This window comes from Neisseria perflava (genome assembly GCF_002863305.2).
Taxonomy (GTDB): Bacteria; Pseudomonadota; Gammaproteobacteria; order Burkholderiales; family Neisseriaceae; genus Neisseria; species Neisseria perflava_A.
Genome location: NZ_CP136962.1, coordinates 692,902 through 715,560, shown reverse-complemented (window position 1 = coordinate 715,560; position 22,659 = coordinate 692,902). Strand labels below are relative to the sequence as shown.

19 protein-coding genes are annotated in these 22,659 nt (G+C 46.3%); 9 read left to right on the top strand and 10 right to left on the bottom strand.

What is annotated here, in order from left to right; translation table 11 throughout:
* Positions 1-252 precede the first annotated feature (252 nt).
* The 4 genes from CYJ98_RS03240 to CYJ98_RS03225 all read left to right on the top strand — a co-directional run bounded on the left by CYJ98_RS03240 (position 253) and on the right by CYJ98_RS03225 (position 4,094).
* Positions 253-570: a hypothetical protein gene (locus tag CYJ98_RS03240; protein ID WP_143485312.1), complete on the top strand. Its 318-nt coding sequence runs from the start codon at positions 253-255 to the stop codon at positions 568-570.
* Positions 571-602: 32 nt separating this feature from the next.
* Positions 603-1,856, top strand: a complete 1,254-nt coding sequence (locus CYJ98_RS03235; RefSeq protein ID WP_143485311.1) for a YcjF family protein — start codon at positions 603-605, stop codon at positions 1,854-1,856.
* 78 nt (positions 1,857-1,934) lie between these two features.
* Complete coding sequence (locus CYJ98_RS03230; RefSeq protein WP_101756226.1) at positions 1,935-2,348, top strand: hypothetical protein; 414 nt, start codon at positions 1,935-1,937, stop codon at positions 2,346-2,348.
* 153 nt (positions 2,349-2,501) lie between these two features.
* The gene (locus tag CYJ98_RS03225) at positions 2,502-4,094 is read left to right on the top strand and encodes a vWA domain-containing protein (protein WP_101756225.1); all 1,593 of its coding nucleotides are present in this window, start codon (positions 2,502-2,504) and stop codon (positions 4,092-4,094) included.
* A 52-nt stretch (positions 4,095-4,146) separates the two neighbouring features.
* Here CYJ98_RS03225 and rlmB read toward each other — a convergent pair whose 3' ends face one another.
* The 3 genes from rlmB to CYJ98_RS03210 all read right to left on the bottom strand — a co-directional run bounded on the left by rlmB (position 4,147) and on the right by CYJ98_RS03210 (position 5,974).
* Positions 4,147-4,896, bottom strand: a complete 750-nt coding sequence (gene rlmB / locus CYJ98_RS03220) for a 23S rRNA (guanosine(2251)-2'-O)-methyltransferase RlmB (RefSeq protein WP_004520319.1) — start codon at positions 4,894-4,896, stop codon at positions 4,147-4,149.
* A gap of 62 nt (positions 4,897-4,958) precedes the next feature.
* Entirely contained in the window at positions 4,959-5,267 is a 309-nt protein-coding gene (locus CYJ98_RS03215) for an AzlD family protein (RefSeq protein ID WP_003680717.1), read from the bottom strand.
* The gene (locus tag CYJ98_RS03210; protein WP_101756224.1) at positions 5,264-5,974 is read right to left on the bottom strand and encodes an AzlC family ABC transporter permease; all 711 of its coding nucleotides are present in this window, start codon (positions 5,972-5,974) and stop codon (positions 5,264-5,266) included. Before CYJ98_RS03210 ends, CYJ98_RS03215 begins: the two co-directional genes overlap by 4 nt.
* A 102-nt stretch (positions 5,975-6,076) precedes the next feature.
* Between CYJ98_RS03210 and CYJ98_RS03205 the strand changes: the two genes are divergently transcribed.
* The gene (locus CYJ98_RS03205; RefSeq protein ID WP_004520317.1) at positions 6,077-7,051 is read left to right on the top strand and encodes a PhoH family protein; all 975 of its coding nucleotides are present in this window, start codon (positions 6,077-6,079) and stop codon (positions 7,049-7,051) included.
* 121 nt (positions 7,052-7,172) lie between these two features.
* A complete protein-coding gene (locus tag CYJ98_RS03200) occupies positions 7,173-8,159 on the top strand; it encodes a malate dehydrogenase (protein WP_101756223.1) in 987 nt (328 codons plus the stop codon).
* Positions 8,160-8,234: 75 nt separating this feature from the next.
* Here the strand turns inward: CYJ98_RS03200 and CYJ98_RS03195 are convergent, their stop codons facing one another.
* The 7 genes from CYJ98_RS03195 to tssK form a co-directional block, all read right to left on the bottom strand.
* A complete protein-coding gene (locus tag CYJ98_RS03195) occupies positions 8,235-8,525 on the bottom strand; it encodes a hypothetical protein (protein WP_159068739.1) in 291 nt (96 codons plus the stop codon).
* A gap of 325 nt (positions 8,526-8,850) precedes the next feature.
* Entirely contained in the window at positions 8,851-10,287 is a 1,437-nt protein-coding gene (locus CYJ98_RS03190; protein ID WP_101756222.1) for an NAD-dependent succinate-semialdehyde dehydrogenase, read from the bottom strand.
* Positions 10,288-10,993: 706 nt separating this feature from the next.
* The gene (tssH, locus tag CYJ98_RS03185; RefSeq protein ID WP_114926221.1) at positions 10,994-13,813 is read right to left on the bottom strand and encodes a type VI secretion system ATPase TssH; all 2,820 of its coding nucleotides are present in this window, start codon (positions 13,811-13,813) and stop codon (positions 10,994-10,996) included.
* Between the two features lie 71 nt (positions 13,814-13,884).
* Entirely contained in the window at positions 13,885-14,373 is a 489-nt protein-coding gene (locus tag CYJ98_RS03180) for an Hcp family type VI secretion system effector (protein WP_049332188.1), read from the bottom strand.
* A 70-nt stretch (positions 14,374-14,443) separates the two neighbouring features.
* Positions 14,444-16,072: an OmpA family protein gene (locus CYJ98_RS03175; protein ID WP_101756360.1), complete on the bottom strand. Its 1,629-nt coding sequence runs from the start codon at positions 16,070-16,072 to the stop codon at positions 14,444-14,446.
* Between the two features lie 17 nt (positions 16,073-16,089).
* The gene (locus tag CYJ98_RS03170) at positions 16,090-16,752 is read right to left on the bottom strand and encodes a DotU family type IV/VI secretion system protein (RefSeq protein WP_101756361.1); all 663 of its coding nucleotides are present in this window, start codon (positions 16,750-16,752) and stop codon (positions 16,090-16,092) included.
* A gap of 1 nt (position 16,753) precedes the next feature.
* Positions 16,754-18,100, bottom strand: coding sequence for a type VI secretion system baseplate subunit TssK (gene tssK / locus CYJ98_RS03165; protein ID WP_101756362.1), 1,347 nt, complete (start codon positions 18,098-18,100; stop codon positions 16,754-16,756).
* A 159-nt stretch (positions 18,101-18,259) separates the two neighbouring features.
* Between tssK and tssB the strand changes: the two genes are divergently transcribed.
* The 3 genes from tssB to dnaG all read left to right on the top strand — a co-directional run bounded on the left by tssB (position 18,260) and on the right by dnaG (position 22,491).
* Entirely contained in the window at positions 18,260-18,760 is a 501-nt protein-coding gene (gene tssB, locus CYJ98_RS03160; protein WP_049332195.1) for a type VI secretion system contractile sheath small subunit, read from the top strand.
* A gap of 38 nt (positions 18,761-18,798) precedes the next feature.
* Positions 18,799-20,334: a type VI secretion system contractile sheath large subunit gene (tssC, locus tag CYJ98_RS03155; RefSeq protein WP_101756363.1), complete on the top strand. Its 1,536-nt coding sequence runs from the start codon at positions 18,799-18,801 to the stop codon at positions 20,332-20,334.
* Between the two features lie 384 nt (positions 20,335-20,718).
* Complete coding sequence (dnaG, locus tag CYJ98_RS03150; protein ID WP_101755241.1) at positions 20,719-22,491, top strand: DNA primase; 1,773 nt, start codon at positions 20,719-20,721, stop codon at positions 22,489-22,491.
* Positions 22,492-22,659: the final 168 nt, after the last annotated feature.

The window sequence follows — 22,659 nt, the reverse complement described above, 5'->3', positions numbered from 1 at the left end:
TGCAATACGTTTTATTTTTTGCTCTGACAAATGAATAGACATATTTCTTGACATACTCTACTAGCGCCACCCGAATCATCACACCTGTTTTCTACCACACTTTGCAATTGCCTTGCTAATTGATATTTGAAGTTGCTTTAAAAAAGAATAACATTCTTATTAAATATAAATATTATTCTGTATTTATATTTATTTTCGATATAAAATCTCATCTCTTATTCTCAATCAATACATTTCGGAAGTTATAAAATCATGACTAAAGTGACTACTTATGAAGAATTAGCTGCAGCGCTACAAGCTGGGGAAACCTACATTTCAGTTTCTGAAACATTGAAAGCACCTGTATATGCAATACACAGCATGGACTATAAAGATATCCTGTCTGGTATAAGTGCGATTACAGGTATAGTGTCTCTAAATCCAACCATTACTCTATTAAGTTCCGCACTATCATCTATAACAAAAGGATCAAAAACAAATTCAGTTAACCTAGACACAATATTTCTGCTATCAAGCTATCTATCGCAGGAGGAGGGTATGGTGTACTGCAACTTTTGCGCAATTACCTAAAAGATGGCGATATACTTAGAAAAGAAGGTAGTTTGGAAATCAAAAGCCAGCACAGTGGTCTTTTAGGAAGTATTCAAAATACCTATCAACAATATCTAGGGAATTCATTCAACCTAGAAACAGGAGAATTTGACTCTGATGCTGCGCAAGAAATTATTCAAAAAGAACGCGGAAATTTAAACATTGTTTTACTGGGTGCAACTGGCGCAGGGAAAAGCTCCTTAGTCAATGCCGTATTTGGCGATAATGTTGTCCGCTCAAAAGATGGTATTCCTGTAACCCAATATTTAGAAAAAATCCATATACCCAAAAAAGGGTTAACCCTGTGGGATACTAAAGGTATTGAAGCGAAAGACTATGAAGCTACCAAAGAACAATTAATCAACGATATTAAAACAGGTTTTCAAACAGCCTTTGATTCAGGTAAGGATGATGAAGTTCCGCATGTTGCATGGCTTTGCATAAAAGAAAGTTCTCGACGTATCGAAGGTAGAGAATTCGAATTGTTAGACATCCTACGGGCTTTTGGTATTCCAACAGTGATTGTATTCACGGATACTGAAGCTGAGGCAGGCCAAACATTTTATACGCAAGCTGTAGCAAAACTAAATGAAGAATATGGAGCTTTTTTGAAAAATCGCTTTGTCCGTGTCAATTCTGTTAGTTACAGTTTTAGAGGCATGACCGTGCCCATCGAAGGCTTAGAGGATCTGATTACAAAAACTGAAAGCTGTTTGGCAGATGCCGACCGAAATACTGAAAATCAAAAAGCAAAGCATATCGAAGCATTACGTAAAGCGCAGCAGGTTGATACAAAGCAAAAGAAAAAGTCGATGACGGAGGGAGCACAAAAATGTGTACACCTAGCTGCAGGTGCTGCAGGTGCTGCAGGTGCTATTCCTATTCCCTTTGCAGATGCTCCGATTATTGCTGCTATCCAAGGTAAAATGATCTTTGCAATTAATGCCGAATTTGAAATGGAAATGAGCAAAAATACGACCCTATCTATTATCGCTGGTATGCTGGGCTCAACAGCACTAGCTACTGTCGGCAAAACTATTGTATCCAGCCTTATGAAATTTGTACCATGGGCTGGCAGCTTTTCAGGAGGTGCTATATCAGCAGTAACAGCCGCTGCAATTACTGAAGCAGTCGGACAAGCTTATATCCAAGTTTTACTGTCATTTTTTAATGATAAGACTGGAAAAGTTGAAATTTCAGACAACGTCATAGAAATTTTAAGCTTGTTTAAGAACTATTATCAGAAACCAGAATTGTCCAAATAAAAATAGGCGGTCTACTCCAGGCCGCCTTATAAATAATTGTCTGCCCTTAATTCATAAACTAGTAAAAAAGGGAAATCCATGTTTAATTTTATAAAGAGAAAATTTCGGGAAGCAATTATTGATCCTATTTCAGATAACGTTCGAGAAAAACAGGAACAATTGGCAGAAACGGCTTCTGAATATGCTGCACCTAGCGTTTTCTACCTACTCTTCGCCATTACAGGAGCAGTAGCCGTCATTTTGGTTTTACTTAGCCTTTCACTCTATATAGGCCAGCTTTTAGGCAGCTACCTATACGGACTATTCATCTTTACCTCATTTTTTATCTTATTGTTTTTATTTGTATGGGCAATGCGTTCTCGTATTGAAACAGCCGTTAAAAAAACCGTATATGAGCTTTTAAAACCATCAACAGATGCTGATGTTACTATTCCTTTGGTGGAGGCGGAAGTTTTAGAAGAAACGGAAGTCAAACGTTTGGAACAACATTAAAATTTTGAAAGGTAATCTGGAAAATATTCAGATGGCTATTTACCTTAGTTATACCTAGGGCACACCCTAAAGAAAAATTTAAATAAAAATACCTTCAAATTACCAATACACTGCTCTTTAACTCATAACAGCATATCCGTAGGAGCTTGAATCATGCCCCGTTTCTTCTTAAAAACCGTTTCCATACTCACTCTGGCAGCTTTGACTGCATGTTCTGACTCAAAAGAATACTCAAATCCCTCTTTTGGACCCTCTCTAGGATTCAAGGAAAGCCAAATTGTTGCCATACAGAAGGTTAAAACACCTACTGTCAAGGTTCGAAACACCGAACGCTACCAAGACCAACCCGACCAACCGGTTAAATCCGTTGCTCAAGAGCCTGTTTCCACATTCAGCATCGATGTCGATACCGGCAGCTACGCCAACGTCCGCCGATTTCTGAACAGCGGCGAACAGCCTCCTAAAGATGCTGTACGGATTGAGGAAATCGTCAATTACTTCCCTTATAACTATCCGCTGCCTACTGACGGCCGTCCATTTGCCGTTCACACTGAAACCATTGATTCTCCATGGCAACCGGAAGCCAAGCTGATCAAAATCGGTATCCAAGCACAAGACACGGCAAAGAAAGACTTGCCGCCTGCCAATCTTGTGTTCCTCGTGGACGTATCCGGCAGCATGGATGAAGAAAATAAACTTCCGTTGGTTCAAAAAACGCTGCGGATCTTGACCCAACAATTACATCCTCAGGACAAAGTTACTCTGATTACCTATTCATCAGGCGAAGAGCTGGTACTTCCACCCACATCAGGTGCTGATAAAGAAACTATCCTGAAGGCCATCGACAAACTGGAGGCCGAAGGCTCGACTTCGGGCGAATCCGCTTTACGCATGGCCTACGAAGAAGCGCAAAAAGCCTTTGTACCCAACGGCATCAACCGTATCCTACTGGCGACCGATGGCGACTTTAACGTTGGCGTATCTGATACCGACACGCTCAAGTCCATGGTTGCCGAAAAACGTAAAACCGGTGTTTCACTCAGCACGCTAGGATTCGGTACGGACAATTACAACGAAGACATGATGGAACAAATTGCCGATGCAGGCGACGGCAATTACAGCTACATCGACAACGAAAAAGAAGCGAAAAAAGTTTTGCAACAACAACTGACTTCCACGCTTGCCACCGTTGCGCAAGATGTCAAAATCCAAGTCGAGTTCAATCCTGCTACTGTCAAAGAATACCGCTTGGTCGGCTACACCAACCGTACCCTGCGCAATGAAGACTTCAACAATGACAAAGTCGATGCGGGCGATATCGGCTCAGGCCACAGCGTGACCGCCATCTATGAAATCATTCCGGCAGGCAAAAACGGCTGGCTGAACGAATCACGCTATCAAAAAGCCCCTGCCGCCAAAGGCAGTAAAAACGAATACGCCTTTGTTAAAGTACGCTACAAACTGCCCGGGGGAAAAGATAGCAAGCTGATGGAACACGCAATTCCCGTTGGCAGCAAACCGCTGGAGCAAGCCGATAAAGACACCCTGCTCGCCCTTGCAGCAGCTTCCTATGCCCAAGCCCTGCGCGGCGGCGAATACAACGGCAAACTTGGCTGGAGCGACATTGAAAAAATGGTACAGCAAGTCCAAGGTGATGATCCGTTTGAGCTGAAATCGGAATTTCTCCAATTGGTACGCATTGCCGCCGGTAATGAAAAGCAATCAGGCCCTTTGGTTAAAGAATAAACCTGAAAAAGGCCATCTGAAAAACATTCAGACGGCCTTTTAATTACACTTTTTATTTTTCCGATTTCAACACACGTTGACGGCGGGTTTCGCTCAATACCATGCCTGCGCTGACGGAAACGTTCATACTTTCAACTGTGCCAAACATCGGAATCGATACCAGCATATCGCAATGTTCGCGCGTCAGGCGGCGCATGCCTTCGCCTTCGTTGCCCATTACCCAAGCTACGCTGTCGGGCAAGTCGCAGTGGTAAAGGTCGGAGTCGCCGCCCATGTCCGTGCCGACAATCCAAATGCCGTATTCTTTCAATTCACGCAAAGTACGGGCAAGATTGGTTACGGTAATATACGGCACGGTTTCCGCCGCGCCACAGGCAACTTTGCTGACGGTCGCATTCAGGCCGGCGCTTTTGTCTTTGGGTGCAATCACGGCATGCACGCCCATCGCATCGGCAGTACGCAGGCACGCGCCAAGGTTGTGCGGGTCAGTAATACCGTCTAATACCAGCAAAAACGGCGGTTCGCTCAGGTTTTCCAACACATCTTCCAAGTGAACATGGTTTTTGGAAGCATCGATAAACCCGACCACGCCCTGATGGCGCGCCCCTTTGCTGATGGCATTCAGGCGGTCGGCATCGGCAAAATGCACGCGTACGTTTTCAGAGGCCGCTTTATCCAATACATCGCGGGTGCGTGCATCGGATTTGCCCTCTTGGATATAGAGTTCGGTAATTGATTTCGGGTTTTGCCACAAACGGGCATTGACGGCGTGAAAGCCATAGATGAGTCGTTGGTTTGCCATGTTTTTGCTTTATCAAAAAATTCAGACGGCCATTATAACAAGTAAGGCCGTCTGAAAATTTTTTATTTCATCAAATAACCGAGTATGCCCGAAGTACCGACCCCGATTAATACCGTCACCAACATCGAAAACCGGCTGGCCGCCAATACCGTCAAAGCAATGGCAATCAGCTCATGCGGTTTGTCCGACACAAAATAAGGCGCAATCACAGAAATCAACACGCAGCCCGGCGCAGCCTCCATAACCACTTGCGCACGACGGCTCAACGTACGGTTGCGCAATGCAAAAAAGCCGATTAATCGGGTTGAATAGGTAACGGCCAACATGCTTAAAAACAGCAGAAACGATTGCAGCGACAACAAATCCTTCATTTTTGCTCTCCCCACAAATACGCCGCCAACAAGCCCGACAACGTTCCGGCCGGAACATACCATGCGCCATCCACGGTCAAATAGGTTGCGCATGCTACAATCAGACTGACAAACCAAGGGCGTGAAGCCGCGAAGCTCTTCCACATCCCGCGCAGCAACACTAAAAACACCGCAGGAAACGCCATGCCGAAGCCCCAAGCCGCTACATCGCCGAACATCGGGCCGACTGCCGCACCAAATGCCGCAAAACCAATCCAAGTTACATACAAAATAAAACACACGCCGGCATAAAACGGCATATTGAACGCTGGCAAACCTGCCGCCTTACGCTTTTGAATTTCAGCAAACGCCATTGCCCAGCTTTCATCACACATAAAAAACAGCGCGGGCATCGCCTTTTTCAGCGGCATATCCCTCATATACGGTGCAATCGCCGCCCCCATCAGGATATGGCGCGAATTAATCATAAATGTAACCGTTGCAATCAGCATAATCGGCAAAGGATTTGCCCACAAATTGACTGCGGCAAATTCCGAACCTCCGGCAAAGTTCATGCCCGTCATCAGCAGCATTTCCAGCCAACTCATGCCCTTTTGTCCGCCCTGCATGCCCAAAATCAGCGCCCACGGCAACAAGCCGATCAACATGGGCGAGGTTTCTTTGATACCGCGCAGAAATTCCGATTGAGGAGAAGCAGTGTGATTCATTTTGATTGAAACGGTTTATTAAAAAGAAGCGACGTATTATAAATCAGGCCGTCTGAACAAGGGTATAATACGGAAAAATTAGATTTATTTACGGAAACCGATATGACCCACACCGTCCATCTGCAGTTTGAAGAAATTGACAATACCGTGTTGCAACGCCTGTGCGGCGCGCTCGACAGCAATCTCGAAGCCTTGGGCAAAGCCCTTGATATCCAAATCAGCCGCCGCTTTGAACATTTCACCTTCATGGGCGAACTGGCACACGCCGGCCGTCGTGCCTTGCTGTCACTGGCCGAAGCCGCAGAAAAAGGCGACTTGGACGACAACGCCATCAGCCTCGCAGCCGTTGAAGCAAAAACCGCAGATGAAAAACACGAAGAAAAACACCACGACCAACAATACTATTTCCGCACCAAACGCGGCAGCATCGGCGGCCGTACCCCGCGCCAAAACGGCTATATCCGCGCCTTGCTCAACCACGATGTCGTGTTCGGCTTAGGCCCTGCCGGTACCGGTAAGACCTATCTTGCCGTTGCCGCCGCAGTCGATGCCATGGAAAAACACCAAATCGAACGCATCGTTTTGGTGCGCCCTGCAGTCGAAGCAGGCGAAAAATTAGGCTTCCTGCCGGGCGATTTGGCGCAAAAAGTCGATCCCTACCTACGACCGCTTTACGATGCGCTTTATGATTTGATGGGTTTCGACCGCGTAACCAAACTGATGGAAAAAGGTTTGATTGAAATTGCGCCGCTGGCCTATATGCGCGGCCGCACCTTAAATGGCGCGTATGTCATTTTGGATGAAGCGCAAAACACCACGCCCGAACAAATGAAAATGTTCCTGACCCGTATCGGCTTCGGTGCCAAAGCAGTCATTACCGGCGACATCAGCCAAATCGACCTGCCGCGCAACATTAAATCCGGCTTGAAAGATGCACGCGAAAAACTGCGCGATGTAGAAGGCCTGTATTTCCACACCTTCACCAGCGAAGACGTCGTCCGACATCCTTTGGTGCAGAAAATCGTCGAAGCCTATGAAGCAGCAGAAGAACAAGCTGAAAAGAAAAACGGCGAATAATCTTTTCAAACACTGAAGGCCGTCTGAAAATCAAATTTCAGACGGCCTTCCTACATCATTCTCCCCATAATACTGCTATAATCCGAAAATCAAGTAAAACAAAGACTTCAAAAGGAAAAATATGACCCTCAAGCCACCCGTCCGAATCGCCGTTACCGGCGCGGCAGGCCAAATCGCCTACGCCACCCTCTTCCGTATCGCCGGCGGCATTATGCTCGGACGCGACCAACCCGTTATCCTGCAGCTGCTCGACTTGCCGCAGGCACAACAGGCATTACGCGGCGTGATAATGGAAATGCAGGATTGCGCCTTCCCGCTCCTTGCCGACATCTTCGCCACAGACGACCCTGAAGTCGCCTTCAAAGATGCCGACATTGCCCTCTTGATTGGTGCACGTCCGCGCACGCAAGGCATGGAGCGTGCCGACTTGTTGCACGCCAATGGTGAAATTTTCAAAGTACAAGGCGCGGCGTTGAACAAAGTTGCCCATCGCAACGTTAAAGTCCTCGTCGTCGGCAATCCGGCCAATACCAACGCCTACATTGCCATGAAATCCGCCCCCGACATCCTGCCGGAAAACTTCACCGCCCTGATGCGCCTCGACCACCACCGCGCCGTCAGCCAAATTGCCGAAAAAATCAACCGCCCGATTACTTCCATCGAGCAAATGTGTGTCTGGGGCAACCACAGCCCGACCATGTATGCCGACTACCGCTACGCCACCAGCAACGGCGAGTCCGTCCAAGACATGATTACCGAACCCGACTGGAACACCGAAGTCTTCATGCCAAAAATCGCCGGACGCGGTGCCGCCATTATTGCCGCACGCGGCTCATCATCCGCGGCTTCCGCCGCCAATGCCGCCATCTACCACCTGCGCGACTGGCTGCTCGGCAGCAGCGGCAAATGGATAACGATGGGCGTCCCCTCCGACGGCTCTTACGGCATCCCCGAAGGTTTGATTTTCGGTTTTCCCGTCATTTGCGACGAAGGCAGCTACCGCATCGTCCAAGGCTTGGATTTGTCGGATGAATTCAGCCAAAAACGTATTGCCGCCACACTGGCCGAATTAGAAGAAGAACGTTCAGCCATCCAAGATCTACTCTAAAACAAAGGCCGTCTGAAAACCAAATTTCAGACGGCCTAAATAATTAAATGCCCATTCTACAATCATTTTTAAAAGCTAGAATGGCACTCTTTGTCCTTGCTTATCTTTAAGATGCCATTGACCTGCCAGTGTACAACCGCCGCCACTACCGCCGACAGCATAATGATCACAATTCGGGTCAAGCCGTTTCCCTTGAGAATATGAGCCATTTGTCAACTCGTCCCCATCAAAGGAACTGCATGAGCCGGTGAAAGCTACGCAAAACAGGATTAAAAATTTCTTCAACATTCCCATCACCTTTTTTATAAAAATCATACCCAAAAATTGCAGCCTGGATAAAGTTCCCACGGTATCAGTATAAGCCATATATTGTGCGAGCAAAAAGAACCAACCCTTCCTTACTCACAGTTGTACTGCCGCTGATATATATATACCAAAATTTCCGCTGCCATCGCTTAAAGAAAAACTAACTCCAGAAATTTGGAATACACATATAATGAAATTAAAAACATATAAAATAGTTATCAAACTAATTTAATAAACATGTGACAAATTTTTTGCAACTTTGTTTCTTATGGTTTTGCTTTTTTATAAAGCTCGCTCTCACAATATGAAAATTATCCAATACCTTCTCTGCGTTTGAAAAAGGCCGTCTGAAAACCAAATTTCAGACGGCCTTTACTATGCAGCCTTATTCCGCTACATCAATGCACAAATATTTCAATTCTAAATACTCGTCCGCACCATATTTGCTACCTTCGCGTCCCAAACCGCTGCGTTTCACGCCGCCAAACGGTGCCACTTCATTACTGATTAAGCCCGTATTGATGCCGACCATGCCGTATTCCAAGGCTTCGCCGACGCGCCATTGGCGGGCGGTATTGGAGGTGAAAAGGTAAGCTGCCAAACCGTATTCCGTATTGTTCGCAGCCTCGATGACTTCGGCTTCGGTTTCAAAACGGAACACCGGACACAACGGCCCGAAGGTTTCCTCGCGAGCTACCGCCATTTGCGCCGTAACGCCGCTTAAAACAGTTGGTTCGAAAAATGTTCCGCCCAATGCACTGCGTTTGCCGCCGGTCAGGCAACTTGCGCCTTTAGCAAGCGCGTCGGCGATGTGCTGCTCGACTTTCTCCACCGCTTTTTCCTCAATCAGCGGCCCTTGGTTTACGCCATCCTCCAAGCCGTTGCCCAATTTGAGCGCAGCCACTTTTTCACTTAATTTGCGGCAAAATTCGTCGTAAATGCCGGATTGAGCGTAAACGCGGTTGGTGCAGACGCAGGTCTGTCCGCTGTTGCGGAACTTGCTCGCCAGCGCGCCTTCAACGGCTTTGTCCAAATCGGCATCGTCAAACACGATAAACGGCGCATTGCCGCCCAGTTCCAAACTGAGTTTTTTAATGTCTGCCGCGCTGTCGGCAAAAATTTTCGCGCCGACTTCGGTTGAGCCGGTAAAGCTGATTTTGCGCACAGTTGGATTTGTGGCAAATTCATGGCTGATTTCCGAAGCACTACCGCTGACAACAGGCAACAAATCTTGCGGCACGCCCGCTTCGTAGGCCAGTACAGCCAACGCATACGCACTCAAAGGCGTGAGCGATGCAGGTTTGACAATCATCGCACAGCCCACCGCCAAAGCAGGTGCAGCCTTACGCGCAATCATCGCAGATGGGAAGTTCCACGGCGTAATCGCAGCGGTAACTCCGACAGGCTGTTTCAATACAACCAGTTTTTGCGACGCTTTCACACTCGTCAGCACGTCGCCGTCAATCCGCCGCGCTTCTTCTGCAAACCAACGCACAAACGAAGCTGCATAATCAATTTCACCTCGCGCCTCAGTCAGACTTTTGCCCTGCTCCATCGTCATGATACGCGCCAGTTCTTCTTTGTTTTCTTTAATCAAAAAATACCAACGCCACAACACATCGGCGCGCTCCAACGCAGTTTTTGCCGCCCATAATTTTTGTGCCGTCTCCGCCTTTTGAATCAAAAGCTTCAGGCCGTCTGAATCAGTCTTACGGACAAACGCCAAAGCCTCACCTGTTGCAGGGTTATCAACTTTAATGGCATCTGGGATCGAAGAAAAGGAAATATCAGGATGATTGAGCAAACGGGCAAAATCTTTCATGAGAAACGACCTTTCTAAAACCGAGGATATACGTTCATTATCATATTCATACCATCAAAGTGCAACTAAATCAAAAAACAAACCAACATCAAAGGCCGTCTGAATATCTTACAGACGGCCTTTTTTATTCGGTCTTATCTAATCTACACACTTATCTCAATTTGGATGGACGAAGATAAGAATATATATTGATTAACAGAAGTAACGCATAGAGAGCAAATATAATGATTAATACATAATTACCTGCTTTTATTGTACTGGAGACAATGATAAAAAACAGATCCAATTCTACTAAGTGATAGACAAAATATACCAATAAAGCAAAGACGATTGTGCTAAGTATTTTTCTATTAAGCAAAAAAAGCAAAATAGAAATATTATTTAAAATAAAAAATAACTTAATGACGATTTCACTCCCCTCTATCTCACCCTGAAGTTCAGACAGCTTATACATATCTCCATATACAATATAATCTGCATTATAGAAATTTTGCTTAAGAAGGAAAAAAGACAATATACATAGTAATAAAAAAATTATATATCCAACAAATTTATCAAATTTCATATCATTTCTTCCATAACAAAGCTTTCTATAGGCAGCCAAATTCCGTCTAATAATCTAGAGCAGATAAAATAAATGGAAAAAAGGCCGTCTGAAAGGTAATCAACCTTGTTGACTTCCCCTTCAGACGGCCTTTAATCCGCCTTATTCAAACAAAACGTCTATGCCCTCTTCCCCAACTTCCAAGCTCGCTCGCTCCGGCATATGACCCGCCGTCTGCTGCCATTGTAAAAAACTTTGGGCTATCGCCGGCATCACCTGACGGTTCAGCAGGTGGTCGATGTTGCGCGCACCGCTGTCGCCGGTCGTACAGGAATCGGCCAGCAGCGCTGCAAAGTCCTCACTGTAACTGAGACGTGTTTGATGGGCTTCATACAGCCGGTCTGCAATTTTATCCAACTTCAATCTGACGATTTGGGCCAATGCTTCTTTTTCCAACGGACGGTAAGGAACGACCTGCATACGCGCCAACAATGCGGCTTGGAAGTGGTCTGTCAGTATCGGACGGATGGCTTCCGCCAGTTCTTCCAAGCTGTATTCGGGTGCTTCTTCGGCTTCGGCAGGGCCGTCTGAAACTTCGGTGTGCTCAGACGGAGTTTCCGGCATTTGTGCAGAAAGTTCTACTTCGGTATCGGCGATCTGTTCTTGTCCGTTTGCTTCTTGGTTTTCTTCTGTTGCGGCTTCTTCTGCCTCTTCTGGCTCTTGCGGTTTCAGCAACTGGGTCAGTTCGTTTGCGCCCAAGTTCGAAGTCATCAGGATAACGGTGTTTTTGAAGTCGATTTCCCGGCCTTCGCCGTCACGCATCATGCCTTTGTCGAAGACTTGGTAGAAGAGGTTGAGGATGTCTTTATGGGCTTTTTCGACTTCGTCCAGCAATACGACGCTGTATGGTTTTTGACGTACGGCTTCGGTCAATACACCGCCTTCACCGTAGCCGACATAACCCGGAGGCGAGCCTTTAAGTTGGGAAACGGTGTGTGCCTCGCGGTATTCGGACAGGTTGATGGTAATCAGTGATTTTTCGCCGCCAAAGAGTGCGTCTGCCAATGCCAGGGCGGTTTCTGTTTTGCCGACACCGGATGGGCCGCTCAACAGGAATACGCCCAACGGGGAGTCGTTGGTTTTCAGGCCGGCTTTGGCAGCCCTTAAACTTTGCGCAATCGCATGGATGGCTTCGCTTTGTCCGACTACGCGTTGCTCAAGCAGGCTTTCGAGCTGCAGCAGGTTGGCCAGTTCGTCTTTGAGTACGCTGCCTGCGGGCACGCCTGTCCAGTCGGCGATAATGTCGGCAATCACGGTTTCATCGACGCTGGTAAAAATCAGCGGTTTGCCTGTGACGACGGCATCCAGCTGTTGCTGTTTCTCGGTCAGGCTTTGTTGTGCGGCTTCCCGCTCTTCGGAAGTCAATTCTGTATTTTTGGCGGCTTCCATTAAGGATTGTATTTCGTCCGCCAATTGTTTTTCTTCCTGATAGCGGCGGTTCATTTCTTCGCGCTGTTCGTTCAGTTGGGCAATTTCCTGCTCGACTTGTCGGATGTTTTCTTCTTGCGATGCGTTCAGACGGCCCAGTTGTTTGTCGGCATCCAATGCTTCCAATTCCCGTTGCAGCGAGGAGGCCTGTGCCTCCATCAAGCCGAAGATATGGGGAACGGTATCCAAGCTCATGCGGACGCGGGCGGCGGCCGTATCCAACAAGTCTACGGCTTTGTCGGGCAGTTGGCGGCCGGTAATGTATTTTCTGGAGAGTTGCACGGCTGCGATGACTGCGGAATCCTGAATATGGACTTTATGGTAGGCGGCATAACGCTGTTTCAAGCCGCGCAGCATGGTGAAGGCGGATTCGTCATCGGGCTCTTCTACTTTGACCATTTGGAAACGGCGCTCCAATGCGGCATCTTTTTCAAAATATTGTTTGTATTCGCTCCAGGTTGTGGCGGCAATGGTGCGCAATTCGCCTCGTGCCAAGGCCGGTTTTAAGAGGTTGGCGGCATCTGCGCCACCGGCGCTGTTGCCGGCGCCGATTAAGGTATGCGCTTCGTCAATGAACAATAAGATGGGTTCTTCGGAATTTTGAACGGCTTCAATTACGTTACGCAGGCGTTGTTCGAATTCGCCTTTAACGCCCGCACCTGCCTGCAGCAGGCCTAAATCCAGGACCAATACCTGTGTGTTTTCTAATATTTTAGGCACTTCGCCTGAGGCGATTTTCAAGGCTAGGCCCTCTACCAGTGCGGTTTTACCGACGCCCGGCTCGCCGACCAAAATCGGATTGTTTTTACGGCGGCGCGATAAAATATCCATCATTTGGCGGATTTCTGTTTCGCGGCCAAATACGGGGTCGATGCCGCCTTGGGCTGCTTTTTCAGTCAGGTTGACGGTAAAGCGCGCCAATGCATCGTTTTGTCCGGTTGCTTTAACCGGTTGTGGTTTGGATTCAGCCTGAGTGCCTTCCTGGCCTTCTTCGGCAGAAGTTTGGGCAAACGTATTGTTGGTGCCTTCGATTGAGACTTCATCCAACCATGTTTTCAGACGGCCTATTTGGGTTTCCGTCAGACTCAACAGCGGCCATGCATCCTGCGTCATCAGACGGTAAGGGGATTTCAACAATGCCTGATACAGATAAGCGGAACGGATTTCCGATGCGCCTTCGTCACTTGCCAGCAGCCATGCGTCTGACAATAGGCTGACCAGTGATTTGGACAGTGAAGGATTACCGCGGACATTGCGCGGCAGTTTATCCATCGTGTCCAGCAAAGGGTTCCAGATGTTTTCCGAATCAATTTCGTAACGTCTCAATAAGGCGCCGACATCGCCATCCCCTAATTCCAATAGTTTGATAAACAAATGGTCAACCGTAATTTCGGCATGACCCCGTGTTTGACATAAACCGGCGGCGGCTTCCATTGCCTGTTGGCAATGCGTATTCAGACGACGTAATAATAAGGCTTGATCATGTGCAGACATTTGATATCCCTGATGTAAAAATGTGTTATAAAAAAGTGCTACCTTTATCAGGCAGCACTTTATGTGGATGATTAAGCGCGGCTTTCGTTCCAGCTGTCGGAATGAATGATGTTGCCGTCTTTATAAGTCCAAGTGATTTTTTCGTAGCGCAATTCAACGCGTTCCAAGTGGTTGTAACGCTCGCGTGCAGGGTCTTTGATGTTGTGCATTACAGGACCTACTGCGACAACTTTAACGTTGTCCAGTTTGGTATTGAAGTACTCTTTCTCTTGACCGGATGCATCAATTTGATACCACTTGATTTCTACTTCTTTTAAAGTTTGGCCAGTGGTTACGGCTTTGTACAAGTATGGAGAAGACGCATCGTATTCTTTGTACAATACGATAGGTTCATGAACGCGGGTACCTGTCAGTTTGCCGGTATTGGCATCTGTAGGAATGCGGACATTGTGTTGGAACTCAACGATCTCAACACTGTCTTCACGGCCGTTAACGTCAACGGAACCTTTAATAGCGGAACCGCCATCGTCTTTCAGCCACATATAAGCAGGAATTGCCATATTTTTACTCCTTAGTTTTATTAAAAACGCTTTAAGTTTTAAGGCTTAAAGCAACTTGTGCTGCATTGAATTACTGTGTTGCCGAGGGAATAAGGATAATCTCAACCCTGCGGTTCTTGGCCTTACCGTCTTCTGTCTGATTGTCTGCAATCGGTTTGGTATCACCCAAACCTTTGACCTCAAACCGACCCTCCGGAACATTAGAAGAAATCACCAACCAGTCTTTGACGGATTGGGCCCGTTTTTCTGACAACTGCTGATTGGAAACAGGATTTCCGACATTATCGGTATGGCCTTCAACTAAAATGCGGGTATCAGGATGTGATTCGATTGCCTTCAATACGCCAATCAATGCTTTATTGGCATTATTTTTTAATTCAAACTGGCCGGTTTCAAAGAGTGCCAAACTATCCAGGGTAAGAACCACCGGCTCCGGCTTTTTGACAGGCCCGGGCGCTTTAGGAACTTCGGCAGGGATTAAGGCTTTTAATTTGGGGATATAGGCCTGCGCACGATACAGTCCCAAGCCCAAATATGCAGGAACACCGTAATCACGGTATCCTTCAAGCAATTTCAAGTCCTGCTTCAACAGCCCTATTTTTTTAGCCTGTTCGGCTTTATCCGTTTCCATACGGAAGTCCGCTATATGCGTGCCGATTTGTTCCAACAAACGGCTGTTATTGACAGTTGAAAACGACGCGGCCAGAAAAAAACCGGCAACACCAATGAATAATACCTTAAAAATCATATCTGAAATATGATTTCTATGATAAACGGCATATTTATCCAGATATTCGGATAGGATGTATCTTACCGAACCATGTTGAACGCTTTTTGCCGTCGGAATAAGACCATCTGTATTTTTTACCAGATAAGCTGCCCATTCAGATGTATTTTGAAAATTTCCACAATCGGCAAGGCTTAAACTGCATATGTCCACATACTCCCATCCGCTATCTGTATTTTTTAAGAATTTTTCTTCTAAAAAATTCAGCGCCTCCATCAGATAAACATATTGATGGCTATACTGGGCATTGCTGTCATGCAGAAATTTAAGGGACAGGGCGTTTTTCAGGTTCTTTAAGAATTCGTTTATCTGCAGACGGTTGTGTTCTTTCTTATTGATGATAGAAAAAACGGAATGACTGTTTTTTCTATCAAACAAAAAAGACACCGGCGTTTGAATCAACCAGTGCACCGGGATAGTCAAACCTGTGCTCTTCTGCAGAAAAAGTATATTACGCAACCATGTGCGCAAAGTGGTCGCAATATCGGTATTTTCCGCCGGGGAAAGCCACAGCTCCAGACTCACAGAAACATACTTATGGGCTGTATTTTCAAGCAAATTGGAAACGACCGGATGCAGATTTTCCGAACCCGACATATTGATATAGACGGTTTCATTTACCCTCTCTACCAACTTTCTCGGCACAGAAGAGTCATGCAGACGAATGGTATAGCAACCCAAATCTCCGTTGGAATCCAATTCTTCTGTGATTTTCTTCCAAAAATCCGTATTGATTTGTTCGCGTTTTTTCTTTAGATAAAAACGCCAATAATAAAAGGCCACCCCAACGGACAATGCCCAAGCACAGCCTTTGATTATCCAACCTGCCTGCCAATATACTGCGAACACATACAGTAAAACGAGCTCAAAAACAGCCAGGGTCGCCAGAACCGAAATTTTCCGATAAGTCATTATATAAACACTTGAAATTACAATGCTTGTATTTGTTCAACCAAACCATCTAGATAATATCTAAATGCAAAGTATGCAACCGCCGCTACAACAATGCTTCCCACAAGCAGCCAGGCAGGACGGAGGCTGAATGCTTTTTTCAGCGGCGTTCCCTTTTGATCTATATAAAACAACTTACCGTCTTCCGATACGGCATTGCTTGGGAAGGCAGGTGTGATTTTTTTCAACTGTTCCTGTGCGGTGTGCAATGCATCTTCATCCAAAACATATCGGCCCCTGAACCCCAAATTAATCACACTCAGATAGGTTTCCGCCACCAAGGGGCTGGCATCCTTGTGGTTTTTACACAAAGATTCGATTCGGTCACACAGGATATCCCCTGCATTATATGATTGGAAAAAACAAACCTGCATAGGGTTTCTTTCCCATACTTCCCTGTCGTTACCTTTCAGCGTGCGCAGTGCAACTTCATCCAAAAGGGCGCATTGTGCATATGAAACTTCTTCAATATCCGCTTCTTTCCATCCAAGCTCGGCTAATTTTGCCTTTAAATCTTGAATCAGATTTTTGCAATGAGCATACCATGATTCGGAATGGTCAGGTGTAAAGCCGGCAGATAATGCGGATACCGCCAAAGCAGTATCTCTCAAAACGGTTCTAATCAAGGGTTGGTTATTCATATTAAATACTCACTACTGCAAATAGGCTTAAATGTAAATCAGAAATAGAGGCCGGAACATAAATGCTGCATACTTGGGACTGCATCATCCTATCAAACGCGACATGCCGTTTATCCAACCTAAAATACACATTGTCCATTCTAAAAGGCAGGCCCGGCGGAGTCTGATGAAGGTGATGTAAAGGTACGCCGACCACTGCCGTATTAATTACACGCTCCACATCATCGGGTGCACCGATTTTGCTGACCAAAGGCAGCTGTTTTTGCAATTCCAAGAAGTCGACGGAGTCGGAATGGGCGGAAAGATAAAACTCTGCATCAGCATTGATTCGGTCATCAAATATCTGGGCGCGCCAATGCGTCGATTTCAGATGCTCCAGTGACAATTCGATAACAGGGGAAGGAATAACCTCATCCAGCAAATCACGGATTTTTTGTTCCAAACGGTTGAATGTTCCAAACAAATCAAAGTGATCATATGAGTCTATTTCTTTAACGGACTCGTTGGCTCTAAAGGTATACAGCATACCCAGCAGGCGTACCAAAAGTTTATAAAACTCTTCCGGATGCTTCTGCGGGTAGTCATTCAGGTGCTTCAATTCCGGATAAATGGTATTTAAGCCATGCAGAAACCAAAACAGCATCGAATCGGAAACTGAAAAATCAACGACACTTTCGCTCCGAGAGCGGCGGCGGGCAGACAAATTCTCTATACGGGATAATACCATCAATGTGATGCGGTTAAGACAAGAGAATAAAGTTTCCGATCCTGTTATGGATAACAATGGCGGGATATAGTTTTTAGCCCAAACGAAAGCGCCCGTCTCATCTTTCTCTATTGCACCGATAGGACAGGTAATATAGTCGTCATTTTGTTCAAAATCGAAACGAATGGTGAGATTCAACCCTTCCACCGCAAACTCTGTTTCTTCGGTAGAGAAAATATCCTCCACCTTCTCAAAGCTCTTAACAAAGCGCTTGGGCGTATCTTTGGTTTCATCCTCATCTACCAAGTTTGAAACATGTGCCTGATAGACTGGCAGTGCCAACAATACAACATTTCGTTGCTGTAAAGACAGGCCTTCAATATTACGCACATTGACGTGGCGTCCGCCGGCCTGCAAATCAATTAAGGTGCCATCCGGCAAGCATGCTTGAAGTGTATCTAATTTGATTTTTCCAACTTCTAATGCCTGACGGTCAAATTCACATTGAAAACAGCCCCATCTAAAATCCCCCATCATTCTCATTAACAGGGCATGCATATGATTATTGAATTTGTCTTGTTGTTGAAAATGTTGAGGCGATAGGAGTACCCCCTCTTCCCATAACGGCTTGTGAAATTTCACTGAAAAACCTTTTTCCGGTAAATTTGAATACAATAGACAAGCTATCTGTCTAACATTTATACTAACCAATCAGGATATTTCCTGACCCCATACCTTGCATTTTATTTGAAAAAATGACATAAGTGTCACTTAATCTATCAAAAAAGGATAAATTTCATCGTGAGCAAAAGTTTTCAAAACGAAGTTCCGCCTTCCCGTATCAATATTAAATTGGACTTGCATACCGGCGGCGCACAAAAAAAGGTTGAGTTGCCGCTTAAGCTTTTAGTAACCGGCGATTACAGCAACGGCCAAGATAAACGCGATCTTGCCGAAAAAGAAAAAGTCAATATTAACAAAAACAACTTTGATTCAGTATTATCCGATTTCAATCCTAAAGCCAATCTGACCGTCAAAAACACACTCTCTCCTGCCGGCGGCGAGATGAATGTGAATTTGGATTTCAAATCCATGCGCGACTTCCATCCGGAGCAAATTGCCCAGAATGTGCCGGAATTGCGTGCCTTGCTAGCTATGCGCAACCTGCTTCGCGATTTGAAATCCAACTTATTGGACGACTCTGCTTTCCGTCGCGAATTGGAAGCCATTCTGCGTGACGAAAACCTGTCTGCCGAACTGCGCGACCGTCTTGAAAAAATCGCACCTATCAATAATAAGTAACATCAAAGGCCGTCTGAAATACCCGTAAGGATTCAAATATGCAAAAAAGCCAAAAGGCCCAAGCCCAAACTACAGTTATCGAACAAGAAAACACAAACAGTGTTTATGAAGATCTGTGTAAAAAAATCAATCTGAATGCCGTTGACTCCGTCATCGATATCGAGCAATTCCAAAGTGCCGAGAAAATGTCGGAAGCCTCTGCCGACGAGCGTATTGCCGCAGCCGTCAGCGTCTTCATGAAAATGATCCAAGACTCTTCCCAAAAAGTGGAGCGCCTGGACAAAAGCCTGCTCGATTACCACATTGCCCGTATCGATGAACAACTCAGCCGTCAACTGGATGAAATCCTCCATAACGAAGAATTTCAAAAAATCGAATCCGCATGGCGCGGTTTGAAATTCTTGGTCGACCGAACCGACTTCCGTCACAATGTCAAAATTGAAATTCTTGATGTTTCCAAAGAAGATTTGATTCAAGACTTTGAAGATGCGCCTGAAATCGTGCAAAGCGGACTGTACCGCCACACTTACAGCAACGAATACGACACCCCGGGCGGCGAACCTATCGGCGCCGTGATTTCAAACTACGAATTTGACCGCAGCCCTCAAGATATGGCTTTGCTGCGCAATATCTCGCGTGTTTCCGCTTCTGCACACATGCCATTTATCGGCTCGGTCGGCGCTTCTTTCTTCGGCAAAGAAAGCATGGAGGAAGTGGCCGCCATCCAAGACTTGGCCAACTATATGGACCGTGCCGAATACATCAAATGGAAAAGCTTCCGCGAAACAGACGATGCACGCTATATCGGCTTGACCCTTCCTCGCTTCCTTGCCCGTCTGCCGTACGGCAGCGACACCGTGCCTGTCCGCAGCTTCAATTACGAAGAACAGGTAAAAGGTACGGAGCATAACCGCTATTTGTGGGCAAATGCATCATTTGCCTTTGCCGCCAATATGGTGCGCAGCTTCATCAATAACGGTTGGTGCGTCCAAATTCGCGGCCCACAGGCCGGCGGCTTGATTGAAGATTTGCCTATTCACATGTACGACCTGGGTACCGGCAATCAAATGAAAATCCCGACAGAAGTCCTGATCCCGGAAACCCGCGAATTCGAATTTGCCAACTTGGGCTTTGTTCCGCTGTCTTTCTATAAAAACCGCGATTACGCCTGCTTCTTCTCCGCCAACTCGACTCAGAAACCCGCGTTGTATGAGACCAAGGAAGCAACCGCAAACAGCCGCATCAACGCCCGTTTGCCTTACGTCTTCCTGCTCTCCCGCCTGGCGCACTACCTCAAACTGATCCAGCGTGAAAACATCGGTACCACCAAAGACCGTCGCATGCTTGAATTGGAACTGAATAATTGGATCAATACCCTGGTAACGGAAATGACCGACCCGAGCGACGAGCTGCAGGCAACACATCCGTTAAGAGAGGCAAAAGTATTGGTGGAAGATATCGAGGACAACCCGGGTTTCTTCAAAGTCCGCCTGTTTGCCCGCCCGCACTTCCAAATCGAAGGCCTGGATGTCAACTTGTCATTGGTATCTCAAATGCCTAAAGAAAAGAAATAAGCAATTAGGTAAACTTGAAAAATCCTCTTTCCCAAAAGGAAAGAGGATTTCTACTCCTACAAGTAATTATTTCTTTGCACATAGGTATAAAGAAAAAGAAATTTAGTCAAAATATCCAGTGAAATCTACAATTTTGGAACAACATCTCCCTTAACCTAGGCTCCTTGGTATAACAAAAATTTGTAATATTTGTGATTATTTTGAACATGAAATACTCTTTCCAAATACCCTACCTCAAAAGGATAAGACACATGTATTACAACAATTTGCTATAATATAAAACTCACTCAGTTCAACCCTCATCCAAAATTCCATTTTCAGACGGCCTTTGTCTGTTTATAAGGCCGTCTGAAATGTTTTCCGTCCATCCTCCTCTGCTGAACCATGATTCCATCTGATTTCATTGACGAGCTTTTGTCCAAAGTCGATATTGTCGATATTATCGACGAGCAGGTTCCGCTGAAGAAAGGCGGGGCGAACTATATGGCCTGCTGTCCGTTTCACAAGGAAAAGACGCCGTCGTTTTCGGTCAGCCCAACCAAGCAGTTTTACCATTGCTTCAGTTGCGGGGCTCATGGTTCGGCGATTGGTTTTGTGATGGAACATCAGGGACTGTCGTTTCCGGAGGCGGTGCAGTTTTTGGCTGATCGCGTCGGCATGACGGTACCTAAAGTTCGTGGGCAAGAAGACAACCCCGAAATCCGTGCCGAACGTAAGAAAAAACAACAGACTTTGGAAGAAACGACGGCAGCGGCAGCGGATTTTTACGCGCAACAGTTGAAATTCAATCCGGCGGCGAAGGCTTATTTGGACAAACGCGGTTTGAGTGCGGAAGTCATCGCGCATTATGGTTTAGGCTATGCGCCTGACGGTTGGCAACCTTTGGCGCAAGTGTTCCAACCCTATCCGAATACTGCGTTGGTGGATACGGGCATGGTCATCGACAACGAAGGCAAACATTACGACCGCTTTCGCCATCGGATTATGTTCCCTATCCGTAATCCACGTGGGCAGGTCATCGGCTTTGGTGGCCGCGTATTGGACGACTCCAAACCCAAATACCTCAACTCGCCGGATACGCCTTTGTTCGATAAAGGAAAAAACCTTTACGGGCTATATGAAGGGCGTGCTGCCGTAAAAGAGGCAGGACGGATTTTGGTGGTCGAAGGCTACATGGACGTGGTTGCATTGGCGCAGTTCGGCCTCGGCTACGGCGTAGCGGCTTTGGGTACGGCAACCACGGCGGAACACGTCAAAATCCTGATGCGTCAGGCAGACAGTATTTATTTTTGTTTCGATGGCGACAGCGCAGGACGTAAAGCGGCCTGGCGCGCGCTGGAAAATGCGTTACCGCAATTAAAAGACGATAAATCGCTGCATTTTCTGTTCCTACCCGAAGAACACGACCCAGACAGCTACATCCGCGCCTACGGTAAGACTCAATTTGAAGATGCCTTGTTAAACCAAAGCAAGCCTCTATCCGAATACTTTTGGGAACATCTTTCAGACGGCCTCAACCTCAATACGCAAGAAGGCAAAGCAGAATTGGTCAAAACCAGTTCTCCACTTTTGGCTCAGATTACCGCGCCGGCATTGGGCTATCTTCTGAAACAAAAACTCAGCGAGCTGGTAGGCATCGACCCTGACAACCTCGCCCAGTTACTCGGACAAGAAGCGCCAAAGCGGCACGTCAAACAAAAAAGTTACAAACTGCCGCCTATTTCTGTCAAACAGCCAACCATGCTGACACTAGTTCAAAGACAGATACGCAGCCTCTTGATAAATCCGGCTTGGGCTTCATATATAGACCTGCCCGATTATCTGGCTTTAAGCGGCGACTTTGCCTGCCTTGCCAATCTGGCCGAAACCATCAAACATCACGATACGACTCCTGCAACCGCACAAGTGCTTGAATATATGCGCGGTTCGCCCTATGAGGAAACCGTTAATCAAATCTTTTTATCGACCCTTCATTCTGAAGAAATGGAAGGGGATAACGAAGAAGATTGCGAAAGTTTCCAAATCGGCATGAAAAAGTTGTTAAATGAATTAAAATACAGCCAAATCGAAACTTTAAAGCAAAAAAGTATTCAAACCGGTTTGACCGAAAATGAAAAAAGACTCTTGCTGTCACTTTTGACGGCAAAGCAAAACTAACCCCTCAGGCCGTCTGAACAATCTAAACACACGCTGCGAAACATGACACGCAGAACACTCCATCTGTAATATTTACAGACGGCCTCAGAGTATTAAAGTGAAATCTGATTTCACAACAAAAAGCTCTGCTCCGCCTTCAGGTACGGCCACATCACCGTAAACCGTCGG